Annotated in this window: 13 protein-coding genes and 1 pseudogene; 6 read left to right on the forward strand and 8 right to left on the reverse strand. The window is 59.9% G+C overall.

Annotated features, from left to right (window positions below):
• Positions 1–9 precede the first annotated feature (9 nt).
• The 5 genes from IPK09_16755 to IPK09_16775 form a co-directional block, all read right to left on the reverse strand.
• Entirely contained in the window at positions 10–420 is a 411-nt protein-coding gene (locus IPK09_16755; GenBank protein ID MBK7985248.1) for a nuclear transport factor 2 family protein, read from the reverse strand.
• 66 nt (positions 421–486) lie between these two features.
• Positions 487–2,184: a thiamine pyrophosphate-binding protein gene (locus IPK09_16760; protein MBK7985249.1), complete on the reverse strand. Its 1,698-nt coding sequence runs from the start codon at positions 2,182–2,184 to the stop codon at positions 487–489.
• Positions 2,185–2,245: 61 nt separating this feature from the next.
• The gene (locus IPK09_16765) at positions 2,246–3,091 is read right to left on the reverse strand and encodes a type 1 glutamine amidotransferase domain-containing protein (protein ID MBK7985250.1); all 846 of its coding nucleotides are present in this window, start codon (positions 3,089–3,091) and stop codon (positions 2,246–2,248) included.
• Between the two features lie 4 nt (positions 3,092–3,095).
• Entirely contained in the window at positions 3,096–3,734 is a 639-nt protein-coding gene (locus IPK09_16770) for a DJ-1/PfpI family protein (GenBank protein ID MBK7985251.1), read from the reverse strand.
• A 2-nt stretch (positions 3,735–3,736) separates the two neighbouring features.
• Positions 3,737–5,767, reverse strand: coding sequence for an AGE family epimerase/isomerase (locus tag IPK09_16775; GenBank protein ID MBK7985252.1), 2,031 nt, complete (start codon positions 5,765–5,767; stop codon positions 3,737–3,739).
• Positions 5,768–6,793: 1,026 nt separating this feature from the next.
• Between IPK09_16775 and IPK09_16780 the strand changes: the two genes are divergently transcribed.
• Positions 6,794–8,875, forward strand: coding sequence for a PAS-domain containing protein (locus IPK09_16780; protein ID MBK7985253.1), 2,082 nt, complete (start codon positions 6,794–6,796; stop codon positions 8,873–8,875).
• Positions 8,876–8,904: 29 nt separating this feature from the next.
• On the opposite strand, the gene IPK09_16785 is transcribed toward IPK09_16780, so the two are convergent.
• Positions 8,905–9,648 (reverse strand): response regulator transcription factor, encoded by a 744-nt coding sequence (locus IPK09_16785; protein MBK7985254.1) that lies wholly within the window; start codon positions 9,646–9,648, stop codon positions 8,905–8,907.
• Positions 9,649–9,797: 149 nt separating this feature from the next.
• Between IPK09_16785 and IPK09_16790 the strand changes: the two genes are divergently transcribed.
• The 3 genes from IPK09_16790 to IPK09_16800 all read left to right on the forward strand — a co-directional run bounded on the left by IPK09_16790 (position 9,798) and on the right by IPK09_16800 (position 14,087).
• Positions 9,798–10,520, forward strand: a complete 723-nt coding sequence (locus IPK09_16790; protein MBK7985255.1) for a response regulator — start codon at positions 9,798–9,800, stop codon at positions 10,518–10,520.
• A gap of 1 nt (position 10,521) precedes the next feature.
• Positions 10,522–11,547: an ABC transporter substrate-binding protein gene (locus IPK09_16795; GenBank protein ID MBK7985256.1), complete on the forward strand. Its 1,026-nt coding sequence runs from the start codon at positions 10,522–10,524 to the stop codon at positions 11,545–11,547.
• Positions 11,548–11,636: 89 nt separating this feature from the next.
• Positions 11,637–14,087: a response regulator gene (locus IPK09_16800; protein MBK7985257.1), complete on the forward strand. Its 2,451-nt coding sequence runs from the start codon at positions 11,637–11,639 to the stop codon at positions 14,085–14,087.
• A gap of 113 nt (positions 14,088–14,200) precedes the next feature.
• Here IPK09_16800 and IPK09_16805 read toward each other — a convergent pair whose 3' ends face one another.
• Entirely contained in the window at positions 14,201–14,803 is a 603-nt protein-coding gene (locus tag IPK09_16805) for a hypothetical protein (GenBank protein ID MBK7985258.1), read from the reverse strand.
• 394 nt (positions 14,804–15,197) lie between these two features.
• Here IPK09_16805 and IPK09_16810 point away from each other — a divergent pair, with 394 nt between their 5' ends.
• Positions 15,198–15,836 carry an intradiol ring-cleavage dioxygenase gene (locus IPK09_16810; GenBank protein ID MBK7985259.1) on the forward strand — a complete coding sequence of 213 codons (639 nt, stop codon included), beginning with the start codon at positions 15,198–15,200 and terminating at the stop codon, positions 15,834–15,836.
• 119 nt (positions 15,837–15,955) lie between these two features.
• Here IPK09_16810 and IPK09_16815 read toward each other — a convergent pair.
• Positions 15,956–16,643: pseudogene (locus IPK09_16815) on the reverse strand (class I SAM-dependent methyltransferase).
• A 174-nt stretch (positions 16,644–16,817) separates the two neighbouring features.
• Between IPK09_16815 and ggt the strand changes: the two are divergent.
• Entirely contained in the window at positions 16,818–18,593 is a 1,776-nt protein-coding gene (gene ggt / locus IPK09_16820) for a gamma-glutamyltransferase (GenBank protein ID MBK7985260.1), read from the forward strand.
• Positions 18,594–18,679: the final 86 nt, after the last annotated feature.

Genomic DNA, 18,679 nt, shown 5'->3' on the forward strand with positions numbered 1-18,679 from the left:
CGAGTGCGGTCACAGCGGCGGCGACCCCGGCATCGGCCGGAGTTCGTCGACGGTGTAACGGGAAACCACCCATCGACTGTTATTGCTCGGCGCGGGAACCATTTCCCAGCGCTGGTAGGCGTCGAAGCCGATCCACTCGCTGCGCGGCGCGGGCGGCCGCCAGCGCCGGGCTTGCCAGTTGACCACCACGTCGACCAAGCAGCGATCGTCTCGCCAGTCGATGCCGACGCGGGTGACGGTGTGCAGTTCGTCGAAAAAAAGCCGGATCACACCTTCGTACCAAGCGCGGAATTGCTCCGCGCCCCGGACGGTCCCCTCCGGAAATTGCATCTCAACCCGTTCGTCCACCAGCGCGACCAAGCGGTCGGCCGGGGCGTGAATATCGAGTTTGTGATACCAGTCGGCGACGAAGGCCTCGATCTCCGCGCGGCGGAAAGGCCCCGCGCCCCTCGACGTGTTGTGATCCGGCATAACGGCTACCCCCTTTCAACTCACGGGCCGCTGGACGCTGCCGTCCAACAGCAAATCGATCAAAAACGGTCCGTCGTGCGCCAGCATCGCCTCAATCGCCGGCGTGATGTCGGCGGGTGTTGCGACTCGCTGACCCGGTACGCCCAGCGCCTGGGCCAGCCCGACGAAATCCAGGCCGGGATCGGCGATGTCGAACGACGGCGGGAACTCCGGGAACTGGTTCGGCGTCAGGCCCAGGCCGCGCCAGTAATCGAGCAAGTTCAGCTTGAGCAGCCGATAGCCGCCGTTGTTGCAGACCACGAACTTGGTCCCGATCCGGTAATGGGCCGCCGTCCACAGCGCCTGAAAGGTGTACATCGAGCCGCCGTCGCCGGAGAAACCCAGCACCGTCCGCTCCGGATGGGCCAACTTGGCGCCGATCGCGCCGGGCAGGCCGACCCCGAGCGTGCCGCCGGGGGTTTGGAAGAAAGAGCCCGGCGCGTGCGGCGGCAGCCAGCGAGTCAGCTCCGGGAAGTGAGTCAGCGATTCGTCGAACAGAATCGCGTTCTCGGGCAGGTGGTTGGCCAATTCCGCCGCGAAGGCGGACATGTGTAGGGGCAGGGCGTCGCGCGCCGCCTCGTCCCGCGTCTTGGCATCCAGCAGGGTCCGTGCGTTGGCCGCGCCGATGGTCCGAATACGTTCGGCCGCCGCGACCCGCTGCGCCGGTGTCACGGTGTCGGCCAGCGCGTCGGCCAACGCCTTCAAGGTCAGTTTCGGGTCGCTGAGCAGCCCCACCGTGACCGGATGGTTCTTGGCGATCTCGTAAGGGTCGAGGTCGATATGGATGATCTTGGCGTCCGGCCGGAACGGATTGGTCAGCAGCGGGAACACTTCCGGGAAGACGTAGGTGCCGCAGATGACCACGGCATCCGCCTCGGCCACCACGCGCTGGCTGGAATGGCCGAACATGTGGCCGAGCAGGCCGCAATAGAGCGGGTGGGTCCAGGAGATATTCAACTCGGAGGCCATCACCCCGTAAACGCGCGCGCCCCAAATTTCCGCCAATTGCGCCAGCTCCGGCTGGGCCTGCGCGTGCGCCACGCCGTCGCCCATCAGAATCAGCGGGTTCTGCGCGCCGCGCAGCATGGCTGTGACGGCGGCCACGATCGACGGTTCCGGGACGACCCGCGCCGAGGGCGTGACGGTCGGGAGGACCGGCTCGTCGTTGATCGCGTCGAGCACATCCTGCGGCACCGAGAGGAACACGGGTCCGAACGGCGGGGTCGCCGCCATCTTCAGGCAGCGCCGCAGCAGCCGCAGCAAGCTGCGCGAGTCGATGGCGCGGGCGGCGTACTTGGTGACGGGCCGGGCCATGGCGACCAAATCCGCCGCCATCTGCGCGTCCATCGCGTCGTGGGCGACCCCGGCCTCGCCGGCGATCACCACCAGCGGCGAGCGCCGCCGCTTGGCGTGATACAGACTGCCGATGGCGTTGCCGAGGCCGACGCTGCAATGCAGTTGCACCACCGCCGGTTTTTGCGTCGCCTGAGCGTAGCCGTCGGCGATGCCGACGATGGCCGCTTCCTGCAAGCCCAGGATGTAATCGATGGCCGGGAAGCGCGAAATTTCATCGAGCAAGCCTTCCTCGCTGCTGCCTGGATTGCCGAACAAATAGCGAACGCCGTCCGCTTCCAGTTGCTCCAAGAGCTTGCGGTGTCCTGTTTTCCCGGTCATGACTTCACCTTTATTCATCGAGATTTCGATGCTCGTTCGCTTGTCGCCGTCTCGCCCGCGCTCACCAGCCGAAGCGGCGCAGGCCCCGCTCCAAGGTTTCCACCACCATCTGTCCGGTCAGGGTGGAATCCGGGGTGGAGCGGCCGGTGATGAAGGGGTAATCGACGATGACCGAGGTTTCCCGGCCGACGTTGCCGATGTAGCCGCCGTCCGGACCGGTGGCGTCGCGCAGGATGTATTCCAGCGGGTAGGGCGGCGGCCCCATGTTGAAATTCAGAAACTGGTTGTAGCGCTCCATGAAACCGGTGCCGTCCAGGTAGTCGTATTCCTTGCAATGGCCGGTGACCCGCTTGCCCCAGATGATGCTTTTGCGGTCGTTGAGATCGCGGGCGAAGGCCAGACAGGTCACGGCGTAACATTCCGCCGCCACCGGTTTGCCTTGGCGCAAGAAGCCGAAAATCAGCTCGTGGACCCGGTAGTTGTTGGCCATGTCGACCAGCGGGCCGCTGCCGCCGACCATCAACAAGGCGTCGTATTGGCTGAGCTGTTCCTGAGCGCGCGCCACCTCCCGGTAGTAGTTCTCCCACTGGCGCAACACTTCGGGGGCGCTCCAGTAAGGCTGCATCGGAAACCAGGCCGACAGGTTGATCGGGTTGTCCAGGCGCGGGTTGGCCGGATCGTCGATGGCCTGTACCTTGGCCGCCATTTCCGGCGTGGTGACCGGCCGGCCCAGCGGCGGATCGACGAAGCTCGCATCCTTGCTGACGGTGATGGCGACCGGCCGCTTGCCGGTCGGGGTGGCGAACACGGATTCGTAGCCGGCGGCGTCGAATACGTCCAGCGGGCCGATCAGCTCCTCGCCCCAAAAACCCCATTCCGACAACACGATCAAAATCTTGCGACTCATGAGTTCAAACCTCCGCGTTTAACGCCAAAATCTGCCGGGCGACCGCCTGGATGAAGGGTTCCACTACATGCCAACTGCGACCGGTGACCAGATCGCCGTCCACCACCACCCCGCCGTTTTCCGCGTCTTGCGGGACGTAAATCGCGCCGCAGTTCAACACGTCCGCCAGCACCACCTCGTGGCAAATCACCTTGCGCCCCTTCAGCAACTCCGGGTACGGCGTCAGAATCCACAAGCCGTGGCACAGCGGTCCCTTGACGATGCGCCGGTTCCGCATGGCGCGGGCGAAGAACTCGACCGCCGGCGCGGCGCGGACCATTTCCGGGGCAATGAGTTGTCCCTGTGGCGGCTCGAAATAGCGCAGCCGGACGCTGGTGTAGTTGGCCGCCATGATCACCGCCGCGTAGTCCTCCAGCGCGACGTGTTGGAAGTCGATGCTGACATCCAAGGTCTGCGGTGTTTGGCCCGGTTGTTCCACCTCGCCGACGAAGGTCTGTTTCGGCTGATTCCACAGCCGCGACATGAAGTGCACCTCCGCCCCCAGCGCGCCGAAGCCGTAGCGGTACGCTTCGATTTCGCCGGGCACGTACTGGCTTTCCACCAGCACCGCGATTTTTTTGCTCGCTAGCGGTTGAAGAGCCACGGTCACACCTTCTTGAGAAGCTTGGGACGGAATTCCACGACGATGGGAGAACCGAGTTCTTCTTCCTCCAGGTCGATTTGGAAGTTGTCTTCGGAGAAGCTCGCGCGCGGTACGCCGTTGACTGAGATTCCCGCGATCTCTATGGCGCCGGGAGCATAGAAATCCGGCAAGACATTGAGAGTGGCGCGCCCCGTCTTGGCATCCGGGCAGAAGAACAGGCAGAAATTAGCGCCGTCCTCATCTTGATCGAGCACCGGACGCACGAAGGAACGAGTGTAGATATGGGCCAGATAATTCAATTCAAAGACGTGATAGCCGGAAACGGAATGGCCGCCTTTTTGGCCATAAGCGCCTTCGATAATGGGGTGGCCGTTGTCGTTGACCCGAAAGAAGATGCCCCGGTTATCGTGATCCAAAAAGCAGGCGTTCCAAAAAATCTCCATTTCGCGCGCCAGCTCCAAATAACGGTATTCCTGCGTGGAGCCAAAGAGGATCAGATAAGCGAGAATTCCTTGCTCCTGTTGCCAGAAGTCTTTGGTATTACCCCAGGTGAATTCGATCGGCACGTTGGGCTGCGGCTCGCGTTCCACCGCATCGAAACAGCCGCCCCGGACTTGATCGAGGCCATGAATGGCCATCGCATCGCCCAGTTTTTTCGCCAGATTCAGAAAATCGGTGGCATAAAGCTCGTGCTGTTGCGCTTGGGTGTCCCGGCCCCGGTCGCGGTCTTCTTCGGCCAAGACCCGGTAATAGCTCGCCACGCGCGTAAGGTTCCAGGCGATCTTCAAGTTATGGCCGACCACGGCGCGGTTTTGCTGCCAGCGCCAGTTTTGATCCGGGGTCCAATCGGCGTGAAAGCGTTCGTTGACGAACGGTACTTCGGGATTGGGGTCGGGGAATTTCTGCAGGATCAGTCGGGAAGTCGTGTCCAGAATCGTCCGACACGTGTTTAAAAACTCGCCGATTTCTTCCCAGCCTTTACCGCCGCGCGGCAGCGGGTCCAGCGCCAGAATCAGATTGACCAGATAGGCGGGGATATGATCGCCGATGGAGTTCCAATTCTTGCGCGAGCGATTGTCGCCCAGTGCTTCGGTATCCGGCCGCAGGGTTGCGTAATCGATATGGGAGAAATAACCCTCCAAGCCACTAAAACCATTCTTGGGTGAATCTAAATAGAATCTTTGGAACGTGCGAACCGTGCGCTGAATATCTTCCAAGACTTCCCAATCCTGAGTGATGCGGTAGTACTGCGCCAAACCGGCCAGCGCGTAGATTTGCTCGTAGAGCGGAATGGTGTCGCGGTCGTCCGGATTTTCCGAAGCCACCGCGATTTTCGCCCCTCGGTCGCGGATTTTGCGTTTGCCAAAGCTCCAGAAACAACTTTGTCCGTCGTGGCTTAACGTGCGGAAGGTGTAGCGTTGATAGCGGACGCCCGCCTTGGCGGCGCACAGATACCGCTCGTTGCCAGTCAATAAGTAAGCCGAGGAAAGCCCGTAGATCAGGCGGGATAAGGTCGCGCATTCCTGCACGTTATCATCCTGCATCGGCAAGCCGAAAATGTTGAGATTGGTTTGATAAAACTCGGCGAAGTCATCCATTTCATAGGTGCGGCGATCACCGAACAGATCGTCCAGCCATTCGTCGGCCAAGCGGGAAATCTGGGTCAGCCACCAGTGCGATTCCTCGAAGATGTACCGTCCTTTCTCGTAATGGGGTAGGGTGACGGTACTGGCTTGGAATTGTTCCTTGCCTTGATGCGCCTGATAGATGCCGTAAATAATGACCAGCTCATCGGAATGAACGTATTTACGCACCAGCTCGGATATGCCGCCGCCAGAATTGAAATCCGGGGGCGCGGGGACGCGATCCCGGCTGAGTTCATCCAAATTGCGCAATACGTTAAAGGTGGTCTGCGAGCTGGTCCGAACCAGAAAACTGTCTCCGCTGCGGCAGCGCAGAGTAAAGCACGCCTCTTTGACGTTGACATCCGTGACCTTGCCTAACAGGGTCATGCTTTGCGAGAAATACTTCATGGGTTCTTTCATGGTTTCTCCTGGGCTGCTTGCCTAAGAATGACTGCTTCTATCATTCTACCGACTCAAGCAGTTCGCAGATTGAATTGCATTAAGTTTTGCTTGTTATTGACTATAAGTTGGAAATCAATTTTTTCAAATAAGTCAGAAGTCATAGAACGAGTGACTTACCAAAAGCCATCAACTTATCAGTGCAGTAACAAATGACGCAGAAGATGTAAGCCACTATCGTGCCAATCATAAAGTAAGGAATTATAAAATGCCTTTCTGGGTGGTTATTTCTGAGTCGATATAGCCGTTGATATATTTATAATGCCATGAAAATATTTAATTTTTTATATAAGCATCAGCGGTTGGCCAAAATTTAGAGGTTATTAGTTTTTTATTATTTCCAGTGAGAAAAGTAAAAGATTTTGTCTATTTTTCTGGCAAATTTTAAAAAGAATTACGTTTAATTAATTGCAATTAGAAACATTGGTCTTGAAAGACAGTTCAAATTGAACCTATCGTATGATTCAATTTGACCTGACGTGAAACAACTGAAACAATTGAAACGATTTAGTCATTTAGTACTATGACTAAAGTTATAAAGCGGAAGGCCTATACTCAATCGGGGCATTCGGTGCAAGAATCAAAATGCACTGAAAATACTGAAAAGTAACAAATTGCCGGTAGAGTTGCCGTTTCCGAGTTCGAGCCAGTTCGCTGGGAGCAAACCGGCTGTCCCGCCATCGGAAAATACGAGCCGATAACCTGCATCCTGCTCGATCCCGCGTCGCTCGCGGAGCCGGAGGCTTTGCAATGGAGCTATCGCTATGAGCCGGTTTAAGGTCTCGAATAATGAGCTGATGAGCCGTTGCAAAGGAATCGTGCCGTTCGGCGTCGGCCCGAACAAAAACCGGGCTATTCGGGGCACGGGTACAATGCCAAGTCAGGGTATTGATCGAGGGCCGGCATTCGTTTTTACCGCAACCTGCGAATGGAGCTGGTTTTTGATGTTTCCGAGTAACCAAGATGAGCCAAGCCATGAACCCCGGTGACCGCGTTACGCAGGCTGAAATTCAGGCCGAGCTGATCGGCACTCTATTCCGCTCTATCCCAGTCGCCATTGCGGTTCATGTGGTGTCGAGCACCGTCTTGGTGTTCATGCTGTGGGATAAGGCGGCGCGCGATCGTTTGTCGGTTTGGCTGGCGGTGCTTTACGGGTTGGCGGCGGTGCGCTGGCTGTTGATGCGCGCGTATCAGCGGCGCCGGCCGGCGGTGGAAGCGATACCTCCCTGGGGGCGGGCCGCCGCCGCGCTATCTTGGGCTTTTGGCCTGGCGTGGGGTGCCGTGCCGGTTTTGTTCTTGGACCCGGCGCAACCGCTCAACCTCATCATCATCACCGTGATGCTGGTGGTCTTGAACGCTCAGGCGCTGATGGCGGTGGTGTCTTATCCGCCGGCCTATCTGGCCTCGGCGCTGACCTTGCTGTCGCTGGCGGCGGTCCTGATCCTGCGGGCCGGCGCGGCGGGCGCGGATGTCGCGCTGCTGGTGAGTCTGAATCTGGCGGCGAGCTTGTTCTATGCCAGAAACGTCTACAAAACGCTTAACCGCTCCTTACAGCTTCGCTTCGAGAACGCCGCGCTGCGGCGGGAAACCGAGGAAAAATCCGCCTTGCTGGAAACGACGCTGCAAAACATCCAACAGGGTATCAGCTTGATCGATCATGAAGGCCGGCTGCGGATGTGGAACCGGCAATGGCTGAATTTGCTCGATCTGGATGAGCGCAGCCCGCACGCGGGTCAGTCGTTTAGCGCGGTTTTGAACGCCGCCGACCCGCCGCTGGCGCTGCCGTCAACGGGGCAACTAGAGTACCGGCGCGCGGATGGCGCGATCATCGAGATCCGCCAAAGCGCCCTGACCGACGGCAGCCAGATTTTCACCTATACCGACATCAGCGAACTCAAGCGCCGCGAGGAGATTCTGAACACCGCTCGCCAGGGAGCGGAGCAGGCCAACGCGGCCAAGACCCGGTTTCTGGCGACCGCCAGCCACGACTTGCGCCAGCCCATCCACGCGCTGGGCCTGTTTTTCGCCAACCTGGCGGATCGGGTCCGCAATGCCGAGACCGAGCCCTTGATCGGGCAGATCGAGGAGTCCATCGCCGCCATCGACGGTATGCTCAACGCCTTGCTGGATATTTCCAAACTGGACGCCGGGGTGATCCGCCCGCATATCGGGCCCGTGGCGGTGGCCGAACTGTTCAAACGGCTAGATGCCGAATATCAGCCGCTGGCGCGGGAAACCGCCAACAGCTTGCGGGTGCGGCTCAGCCGGGCCATCGTCCAGACCGATCTGGCGATGCTGGAACGCATCTTGCGAAATTTGCTGGCCAACGCCTTGCGCTATACCAGCAACGGCCGCGTCCTGGTCGGCGCCCGCTGCCGCGCCGGCCAGCTGCGGATCGAAGTGCACGATACCGGCTCCGGCATTCCGGCGGACCAGCTGGAAGCGATCTTTTGGGAGTTCCACCAGTTGGGCAACCCGGAGCGCGACCGCCATCAGGGCTTGGGTTTGGGCTTGGGTTTGGCCATCGTCAAGCGCTTGGCCGCGCTGCTGGGCTATCCCATCACCGTCCGCTCGCGGCTGGGGCGGGGGTCCTGTTTTACCATCGCGCCGCCGCTTGCCGAGCGCTCCGCCTGTTACCCCTCGCCCGCGTCGGCGGCGGTTCCCGGCCGCGAGTTGCAGGGACGACGGGTGCTGGTGCTGGACGACGACAGCCCGGTATTGGAAGCGATGAGCGGACTGCTGGGGCGGTGGGGTTGCGCCGTCATCAAGGCGCTTTCGCTGGTCGAGGCCCAAAACCAGCTTGAAAGCCAAGCGCCGCCCGAACTGTTGGTGGTGGATTATCGCTTGCGCGGCGAAGTCTCCGGGCTGGAAGCGGTGGCGGTCTTGCAAAAGAACCTGCGCCGCTACGTGCCGACGTTAATCATCACCGGGGATACCGACCCCGAACACCTGCGCGAAGCGGAGGCGAGCGGCTATCCCCTGCTGCACAAACCGGTGCAACCCGCCAAGCTGCGCTCGGCCGTGCGCCATCTGATCCGCGCCAACGAGCGTGAATGATCGAAGGCACTGGGGTTGTGGCGTCGCCTTCAATCCGGTTTGGCCGCGGCGGCCAGCAAACCCAGCCGGGTGGCTTCAAGGACCGCTTGGGTTCGGTTGGCGGCTTTAAGCGCCCGCATGACGGCGGTGACGTGCAGCTTGACCGTCCCTTCCGCCACATGCAGGTGCTTGCAGATGCTCTTGTTGGATAAGCCCTGAGCCATCAGGCGCAAGACCTCCAGTTGCCGGGGGGTCAGCCCGTCGAAGCGGGCTTCTTCGGAAACGGAAGTTGGGTCGGGAGATCGGGCCGGTAGCGCGCGGGCGGCCGTGGTCTCGGGGCCGCCCGCTCCGGCGGCGGGGTCGACCGTTGCGTCCGGCGCGGTTGCCACGGTTTCCAGAACCGCCAGCAAGGCGGGTGGAATGTAGATCTCGCCGGCCATCACCAGACGCAGGGCCGAGACCATCTCGTGGCTGCTGCACGATTTTGGGATGTAGCCCATCGCCCCGGTTTTGAGCGCTTGGCGGACGGCGAGCGGTTCTTCGGAGGCGGACAGGATGACCAGAGGTACGGTCGGGCGCAACTCGCGTAGTTCCGGCAAGGCGGCCAAGCCGCTCGCGCCCGGCAAGGCCAGATCCAGCAAGATCAGGTCGAGGTCGTGATAGTGGGCGGCCATGCGCATGGCTTCCTGGGCGGTCGCCGCTTCGATCACCACGGCGGTGCTGTCGAACTGTTTGAGAACGTGCAGCAGCGCTTCGCGAAATAGAGTGTGGTCGTCAACCAGAAGAATTCGCATGGCTTGTCACCTGAGCGATACCCGATCAACATGCTCGGATATTTGCGGAGATCGGAGCGGTTTGGCGTCGTTCGAACGACTAGACTGTGTTTAAACCAGGACCAGGACTGCATCAAAATCTTTAGCGCCGCTGAGCCGGAGAAGGTGCCATGAGCGATCAAGCACATATTGTAGTTGTCGATGACGAGCCCGAATTGCGGGAGATGGTCGAAGAATACCTGGTCAAGCAGGGTTTCAAGATCACGACGGCCGAAGATGGCCCGACCATGCGCCACATCGTGGCGGAACAAGCCGTCGATCTAGTGCTGCTGGATGTCAAAATGCCCGGTGAAGACGGCTTGAGCTTGGCTCGCTTCCTGCGCGAGCATCACCCGGTCGGCATCATCATGCTGACCGCTGTCGGCGAGGTGGTCGACCGGATCGTGGGCCTGGAAATGGGTGCTGACGATTATATCAGCAAACCCTTCGATCCCCGCGAGTTGTTGGCCCGCATCAAAAGCGTGCTGCGGCGGCTGTCGCGGGCGGAGGCGGCTGAACGCGCTGCCGAGCAAGAGCTGGCCGGCATCCGCTTTGGCAAGTATGTGCTGAATCTGGAATCGCATCAGCTGTTCAACACCGACGGTGAGGAAATCACCATTACCGGGATGGAGTTCGACCTGCTCAAAGCGTTCGCAACGCATCCCAATCGAGTCCTGACCCGCGATCAAATCCTGGACCTGGCGCACAACCGCAATTGGGATCCTTTCGACCGCAGCATCGATGTCCGCATTACCAGGATTCGACGCAAGATCGAAAAAGATCCCGCCAAACCGCAAATTATCAAAACGGTATGGGGCAAAGGTTACCTCTTCGTTCCCGATAAGGAGGAATGATATGCCATTCCGCACTGCCGTAAAGGTCACGAACCCTCACTCTTGGCAGGGGCGCATCGGCGCGACCCGCTATCCGTCGAGCAAGCAGTGCCTCTGGCTCTTGCTGGGGATGCTTGCTGTTATCGGTGCCGCCTTCAGCCAAACCTATGAAGGTAAGAAAATCCTGTATATCAATTCTTACCATGTCGGCTATGAAGGAAGCGACCCTATCACCCAGGGCATCGAGGCTGTTTTAAAAAAGTATCCGATCGAGCTCCAGATCATTTACATGGATACCAAACGCAATCCCGCCGAGGATTTCAGTCAGGCGGCCGCGCTCAAAGCAAAGGCCGTGATCGAGGAGTTTCGGCCGGACGTGGTGATCGCCAGCGACGATAACGCGTCCAAGTATTTGATCATGCCTTATTATAAAGATGCCGAGCTGCCTTTTGTCTTTTGCGGAGTGAATTGGGATGCATCGGTCTATGGCTTTCCTTATAAAAATGTTACGGGAATGATCGAGGTGGCGCTGGTTTCGGAAATCTTCAGGCATCTTAAGAAATACGCAAAAGGAAATCGCATCGGCTTTATTGCGGGTGATACTTTGTCCGAACGAAAAAATTTGGAATATTACATCAAACGCTTTGATATCGAGTTCAGCAAAATCTATTTTGCCACGACCTTCGAGGAGTGGAAACAAAGCTATTTAAAACTTCAGGATGAAGTCGATATGGCGATGATGACCAGCCATGTCGGTATTGTGGATTGGAACGATCAAGAAGCGCGAGCTTTTGCTGAAAACCATGTCAAGATACCGATTGGAACGGAGCACCGCTGGTCGATACCCTTCGCGCTGGTGGGCGTCGCCAAGGATTTTGAAGAGATGGGAACCTGGTCGGCTTACGCCGCGCTCAAGATTCTCGATGGCGTTGCGCCCAGCAAAATTCCCATTACCGCCAACAAGAAAGGTCAACTGTTGTTTAATGTGAGAATGGCGGAGAAGCTGGGGATCGACACGGTTCCGCCGTTGGCGGAACTCGTTCGCTAAGCCCGTCGAGCGATCCCTCCAGCGAGGGTTGAACCGGTATGGCCGCTCCTCGCCCGTCGCGTTCGTTAACGCGGCAAACCCTCTTTCAGATGGCGATTCGGATTACCGCCATCGTCACCGTGGCCACTGTCATCAGTTATTTTCACGTCAAGCATAACCTGCAAACCCAGACGTTGGAGCAATTGCAGCGCTACGTGCAAGAGTGGGGCGCGCGGGAAAGCGCTATTTTTGTATTGGCTCAGGATAATTTGCGGACCTTCGCCCAGGACTACGCCAAGCGCCTTGAAAATTTCGATGGGATTGACCCGCAGACGAGGTTTGGGGAACTGTTTGCCGAGCGCGAAGATGGCAGTACTCGCCTGCGGGATTTTTTCTTTGAAAAATCAGATATTACAGGGGTTATCGGCAAGTACGTCAATTTCGATGCCGAGCTGCGGCGGCGCTTGGTGATCGGCTATGACCTGCTGGCTCAGTACGGGCCCGCCTGGCGACAGCGTTTTGTCAACCTTTACATCACTACCCCCGAGCACGGGATCTTGATCTACTGGCCTGGAAAGCCTTGGGGGTTGAACGCCAATTCCTGGGAGGTCAACGCCAAACTGGCCTTAAACGAAAATGAAAATGACGAAGTATTAGTGATTGACGATCGGCGCGCCGCGCGGAAAACAACCTGGTCCACGCTTTATTTTGATTACGCCGTCAATGACTGGATGGTCTCCACGACGGAGCCGGTCAATTTTGACGGCAAATATATGTTGTCCGTGGGGCATGACATGTTATTGCATGAATTGATCGAACGCATGCTCAGCAGCCGCATTGAAGGGACTTACAATATTCTGCTGCGTGAAGATGGCCTGTTGTTGACTCATCCGCGTTTTATGGATGCCATTCAAGCCCAAAATGGCAACTTGTCGATTGCAAAAGCGGGCGATGCTAATTTAAAGCGGATCTTTAAGTTAGTGAAAAACCAAGCTGATACCGCTATCATCATCGACAATGATGAAGATGATGAATATCTCGCGGTCACTCGGCTGCAAGGGCCGGGTTGGTATTTGGTGACCGTGTTTCCGAAGGCTATTATTATCAGGGGAGCTTTTGTCACCGCGCGCCTTATTTTACTCTTGGGCGTTATTGCGCTGTTGGTGGAAATCGTCACCTCGTTTTTTGTGCTGAGAACGCAGTTATCCAAGCCGTTGACCAGTTTGATGGAGGCGACGAATCGCATTGCCGTCGGGGATTTCAATATTCATCTAGCCAATCACCGCCTGGATGAAATCGGGCGGTTGGCGCGATCCTTGAACACCATGTCGCTTGAAATAGGCGCTCGGGAAAATGCCCTGAACGAACGCAGCGTGAAGCTGGCTCTGCTCAACGAGCAACTGGAGCAAGAATTGGAAGAGCGCAAGCGGGCGGAGCGGGAAATCGCGCGGCAGCGGGAAGCGCTGCATCAGAGCGAGAAACTCAACGCGCTCGGCTCCTTGTTGGCGGGGGTTTCGCACGAGCTCAACAACCCGCTCTCGGTGGTGGTCGGGCGAGCGATCATGCTAGAAGAAGAAACGACCGATCCCGCGCTCAAAACCAAACTCAGCAAGGTTCGCCAAGCCGCCGAGCGCTGCGCGCGGATCGTCAAAACTTTTTTGTCCATCGCCCGACAACAACCGCCAGAGCGCAGGCCGGTGTCGGTGAACGGGCTGATCGAGGCCGCCGTCGAATTGACCGCCTACAGCCTGCGCACCGCGGACATCGGTACGGTTTTGGACCTCGACCCGCTGTTGCCGGAGCTGTCCGCCGACGCCGATCAACTCACTCAGGTTTTTACCAATCTGATTGTCAACGCCCAGCAGGCGCTGCTGGAGATCGATCCTCCGCGCTACCTGGAAATCACCAGCTCTTTTGCGCGGGACGAACAGCGGGTAAGGATCGAATTCGCCGACAACGGTCCAGGAGTGCCGGAGGCCATCCGTTCCCGCATCTTCGAGCCGTTCTACACCAGCAAGCCGGTGGGGATGGGCACCGGAATCGGCTTATCCTTCAGTTACGGGGTGATCGCTTCGCACGGCGGCCAGATCAGCCTGGAACCGGTTGAGACGGGCGGCGCCCGCTTCGTCATCAGCCTGCCGCTGGCGGTTTCGGCGGCGTCGGTGGACGACGCTCTGCCCAAACACCTCGGGAGTCAGCCCCGCACCATCCTGATCGTCGACGATGAAGCCGATATCGCCGAAATGCTGAGCGAAATGTTGGTTGCGGCGGGCCATCGGGTCGATACCGCCGCCAGCGGTAACGAGGCGCTGCGGCGGCTGGCGGTTAGAAGCTACGACGTGATTCTCAGCGATTTGAAGATGCCCGACCTGGACGGTCCGGGCCTGTATCGGCACTTGCAACACTCCCATCCCCAGTTGCTCGACCGGATTATCTTTATTAGCGGCGATACGTTCAGGATGGAGGCAAGTGAGTTTTTGGCGCAAACCGGCCGGCCCTTGCTGGAAAAGCCCTTTATTCCTAGCGAGGTGATCCGGGCCGTGCAGCAGGTGCTGGGTTGAGCGCCGACCATCGAACTCTGGAGGCGTCGAACTCCTTAAATTTTATCGGTCATTGGCGCATCAGTAAGGCAGCAACACCACACACGGCTGTATTGCTGCCCTTCACCGCTCGCTCAGGGCCGCAACTGGGCCAAGGGGCCTTGATCGTCCGGGAAGGAGCCGGTGTTGAGGACCTGGATGCCGGCGTTGTGCTCGCCGTTGAAAGGCGTCACGGTGTCGGCGCAACCGGCGGCGCGGGCGTCGGCGGGCGAGTTGAACCAGAGGCCCAGATGATAGGTGTGGACCGGGCCGGTGGGGGGGTTGGCGTCGGCGTCGGGAATGGGCGTCTCGTGCACGACCGGGGCCGGCGCGACGTTCGGCGCGACGATGAAGGTTTCGATGTTGAAGCGGCCGACGAAGCGGGCCTTGCCCTTGCCTTTGGCGTTGGTGGTGAGGTCGCCCTGATACCAGGACAGCCCGAACGGGAGGTTGGGCACCTGGATGACGAACACGTCGAAGGCGGTATTGGCGGGCAACCCTTCGACCTTGACGCTCATCAGCTCCGCGCTTTCGCCGGCGTCGATGCTCACCTCGCCCCTGGCGTTCGGCAGGCATTGCCGCACCCCCCCGGAAGGCGTCAGATCGAAGCGGATATCCTCGCTCGCTCGGGCGACGTTGATCGCTGAGCTGGCGGCGAGTGCGGCCACTGCCGCGCCGGTTGTGAAGATGGATTTCATCGTAGGTTCGTTCCTGGTTGAAAGTGGTTACAGCAAAGCCCAAACGCGGCTTTTGATGCGGGCTGGCTGCCGCCATCAAAAAAAGTGGCGGGTGATCCTGCGAGAACTAAATTAGCGATGCCGGATTTCCGACCGATTTCAGCAACTGGCGTTTTCGTTTCATTTGTTTCGGCTAGCTCCGGCTTAAAGCGTTTCCAGCACGGGCGGGAGCGCAAAAAACTGCTGGGGCGAACAAGGAGTGACGAGCGAGAACGGCAGGATGATTTTTAAAGCTGTTTCACTTGGGCCGCCGAACGGCTGAGGAGGTCTTGCGGCGGGCGCAACCTCAAGGGCCGGAGCCGCATCTAAGTAACCAACTGTGATTGACTATCGATCTCGACGGAGGAGGCTTTCCATGAATCCCGATCCAGGGCGGCGCCGGTTGTTATGGACTGTTGGAGCTTGGCTGTTGGCGGATGGCGCGCGGGCGGCCGCGCGCTTGGAGCCCACGCCGGCTCAAACCGCCGGCCCGTTCTATCCGACCGAACCGCCGCTCGATGACGACAACGATCTGACTCGCGTGCGCGGCGCGAGCGGCATCGCTCAAGGGCGCAGCACCGATTTGAACGGGCGATTGCTCGACCGTAACGGCAAGCCTATCGAGCGGACGCGCATCGAGATCTGGCAATGCGACGCCAACGGGCGCTATCACCATCCCTCGGATCGCGCCGGCGGACGCGATGCCAATTTTCAGGGCTTCGGGCATACGGTCACCGACGCCGAAGGCCGTTATCGCTTTCGCACCATCCGGCCGGTGCCGTATCCAGGCCGCACCCCGCATATTCACTTTGCGGTGTTTCCCGAAGGCGAGCGGCCTTTCGTCACCCAACTCTACGTGCGGGGCGAGCCGCTGAACGCCCGTGATGGGCTGTTCAACGACATTCCAGCAGACCGGCGTGAGTTGGTGCTGGCGAATTTCACGCCGGCGCAGGGGGCGGGCGCCGAATTGATGGCGACCTTCAACGTGATTCTGGACCTGACCCCACACGGCTGAAGGGGAGGGGCGGTAGCGGTGGTGAACAGTAAGAATTGCGGTCAGTAGCCGCGAATCCGCCGGCGGAAAAGCCTGGAAAGGTGTGCGGGGTCGTTACCCACGCGAACGCCCGCAATCGATCACGGGGCCGGCTTTTTTGCGATCACGACTTCAAGGTATTCGCCCGGTACCACCAAGGAGTGGGGTCCGCCGATATTAAATCCTTCGAGCAGGGCCGTCAGGTCGGCGGTCAAATCAGCTTGACGAGCCGCCTCAAGCGCGGCAAAGACTTTGTGCGTCGGCCCGTAGTAATGACGGAACACCTCGATCCAATGAGCGGCCGAGCGGTAGCGGAAGTTGAAATGTCGCCGCGCGCAGTGAATGGCGCTGGCCGCCTCGCCGAACAGTTGATCGAGGTGCGTTTCGGAGCCCCACAGCGCCGGAGATTTTAGACCCGCCGGTGGCGCAATATAGCGGGCGATCATCCGAAAGAGCTGACCGATGAACCCTTCAGGCGTCCGATTCGCCAACCCGATGCGGCCGCCGCCGCGCACCACGCGCAACAGCTCGCGCCGTCTTGGCCTGATCGGGCGCGAACATCGCGCCGAAGGTGGAGAGCGCCACGTCGAAGGAACCGGCGTCGAAGGGGAGGTTTTTTCGGCATCCGCCGTTGGATCGAACCTCCAAACTTTCGGCTTTGGCGCGCGCCGCGCCTTTTTCGAGCAGTTGCGGCACGTAGTCGGTCGAAGTGACCTGCGCGAAGCGACGGGCGGCGGCCAGCGTGGCGTTGCCGTTGCCCGCCGCCACGTCCAGCACCCACCCTCGAATCGTGAGTCACGGGCGCGGCATCGATTTTTAACGCAATAGTGTATTCTTAAAAGGCAAAATATTGATTAATCGTCTACCAGGACGGTCTTCAGAACGAGAATCTAGTTCCTGATGATGATACAAAACCCCTATTTTTTCCTGGTGTGGCTCGCAACAACGAGTGAGGAGAGCAGGATGAAACCTTTCCGCTTTACGGTGATCGCAGCGCTGCTCGGCGCGACGGCTTTGATCCCGACCCTGGGTGGCGCACAACAACTGTCCCCAGCGGTGCGCACGCAGCGCGAGATGATCGTCACCGCCAACCCGCGGGCCACTGAAGCCGGCGCCTTCATGCTCAGAATCGGCGGAACCGCGACGGATGCGATGATTGCGGCGCAAGTGGTGCTGGGTCTGGTCGAACCGCAGGCGAGCGGCCTCGGCGGGGGGGCGTTCGTGGTTTACTACGACGCCAGATCTCGGACGGTCACCAGCTTCGACGGCCGGGAAAAGGCCCCGGCCGCCGCGACCGAGCATCGCTTCCTGACCGAGGATGGTAACCCCCTCGATTTCGTGGCGGCTTGGCAAAGCGGCCTGGCGGTCGGTGTTCCGGGCGTGCCGCGCTTGCTCGAAGTGATGCACCGACGTTACGGGCGGTTGCCGTGGTGGTCGTTGTTTGGACCCGCCATCTTCATGGCCCAAGGAGGCTTCCCACTGACCGAGAACACCAGCGACCAAGTCGGCGGACTGCTGGCTCTCAATCCGTCTTGCGCGGACGGAGAACGGTTGTTCTTCCGCGACCGGACCGCCTTCGAGTATTTCGCGAACGCGGCGGATTGCACCGCCAAACCGGCCGGAACCTGGACGCGCAACCCGGATTACGCCAATACGCTGAGACTGATCGCCTTTTGGGGCGCGGCGGGTTTCTACAGCGGCTCCGTGGCGGCCGATCTCGTGGCGGCCGTGCGGGGCGATTTGGCGCTTCCGGGCGATATGACTCTCAGCGACTTGAGCGCCTATCAAGTCATCGAGCGAAAACCGGTGTGCGCCGACTATCGTGGCCACACGGTATGCAGCATGGGACCACCGTCTTCGGGGGGACTGGGGGTCGGCCAGATGCTAGGCATCCTCGAACACTTCGATCTCGGTTCGAATCCGCTGGATAGCGAGGCGGTCCACCTTTTTGCCCAGGCCGGCCGGCTGGCGTTCGCGGATCGCAACCAGTATGTGGCGGACTCCGATTTCGTGCCGGTTCCCGTCCGGGGGATGCTGGATAAAACCTATCTGGCCGGACGGGCCGCGCTGATCGGCGACCGCGATCTGGGTACGGTAAGCCCCGGCGTGCCACCGGGCGCTGTCGAGCCGGCGGCGCCCGACCGCACGACCAATACCACCGGGACCAGTCACATCTCCGTCGTCGACCGTTACGGCAACGCGCTGGCCATGACCACCTCGATCGAGAGCTCTTTCGGCAACGGCGTCATGGTTCCCGGCCGGGGGTTTCTGCTCAACAACCAGCTCACCGATTTTTCCTTCGCGCCGCGCGGTGATGACGGTGCGCCGATCGTCAATCGCGTGGAAGCCAACAAGCGGCCGCGCAGTTCCATGGCCCCGACGCTGGTGTTCGACGCGCGCGGCCGCTTGGAGTGGCTGACCGGTTCGCCGGGAGGGTCGCGCATCATCGGCTACGTGGCGCAGTCGCTCGTCAACGTCATCGACTTCGGGCTCGATCCGCAGGAGGCGATCGATGTCCCGCACTACATGAACCGCAACGGCCGAACCGAGCTGGAGCGGCCGATTCCAGGCGTGACCTTGGGCTACGACGCCGAAGCGCTGGCACAAGCTCTCGCCGCGCGTGGGCACGGGGTGGACTTCGTTGAACAGGTTAGCGGTTTGGGCGTCATTCAGGCGATCGAGAGGGGCTTCCTGGGCGGCGCTGACCGGCGCCGTGATGGCGCGGTCGGCGGACAGTGAGGCGCGCGCATGGGTCGGTTCGGGCGCTTCAGCGGCGCCCGCAAACCGTCAGCGAGCTCGCTCCTAAAGGCGGGATGCTTGGGAGC

This window comes from Candidatus Competibacteraceae bacterium (assembly GCA_016713505.1).
GTDB lineage: Bacteria > Pseudomonadota > Gammaproteobacteria > Competibacterales > Competibacteraceae > Competibacter_A.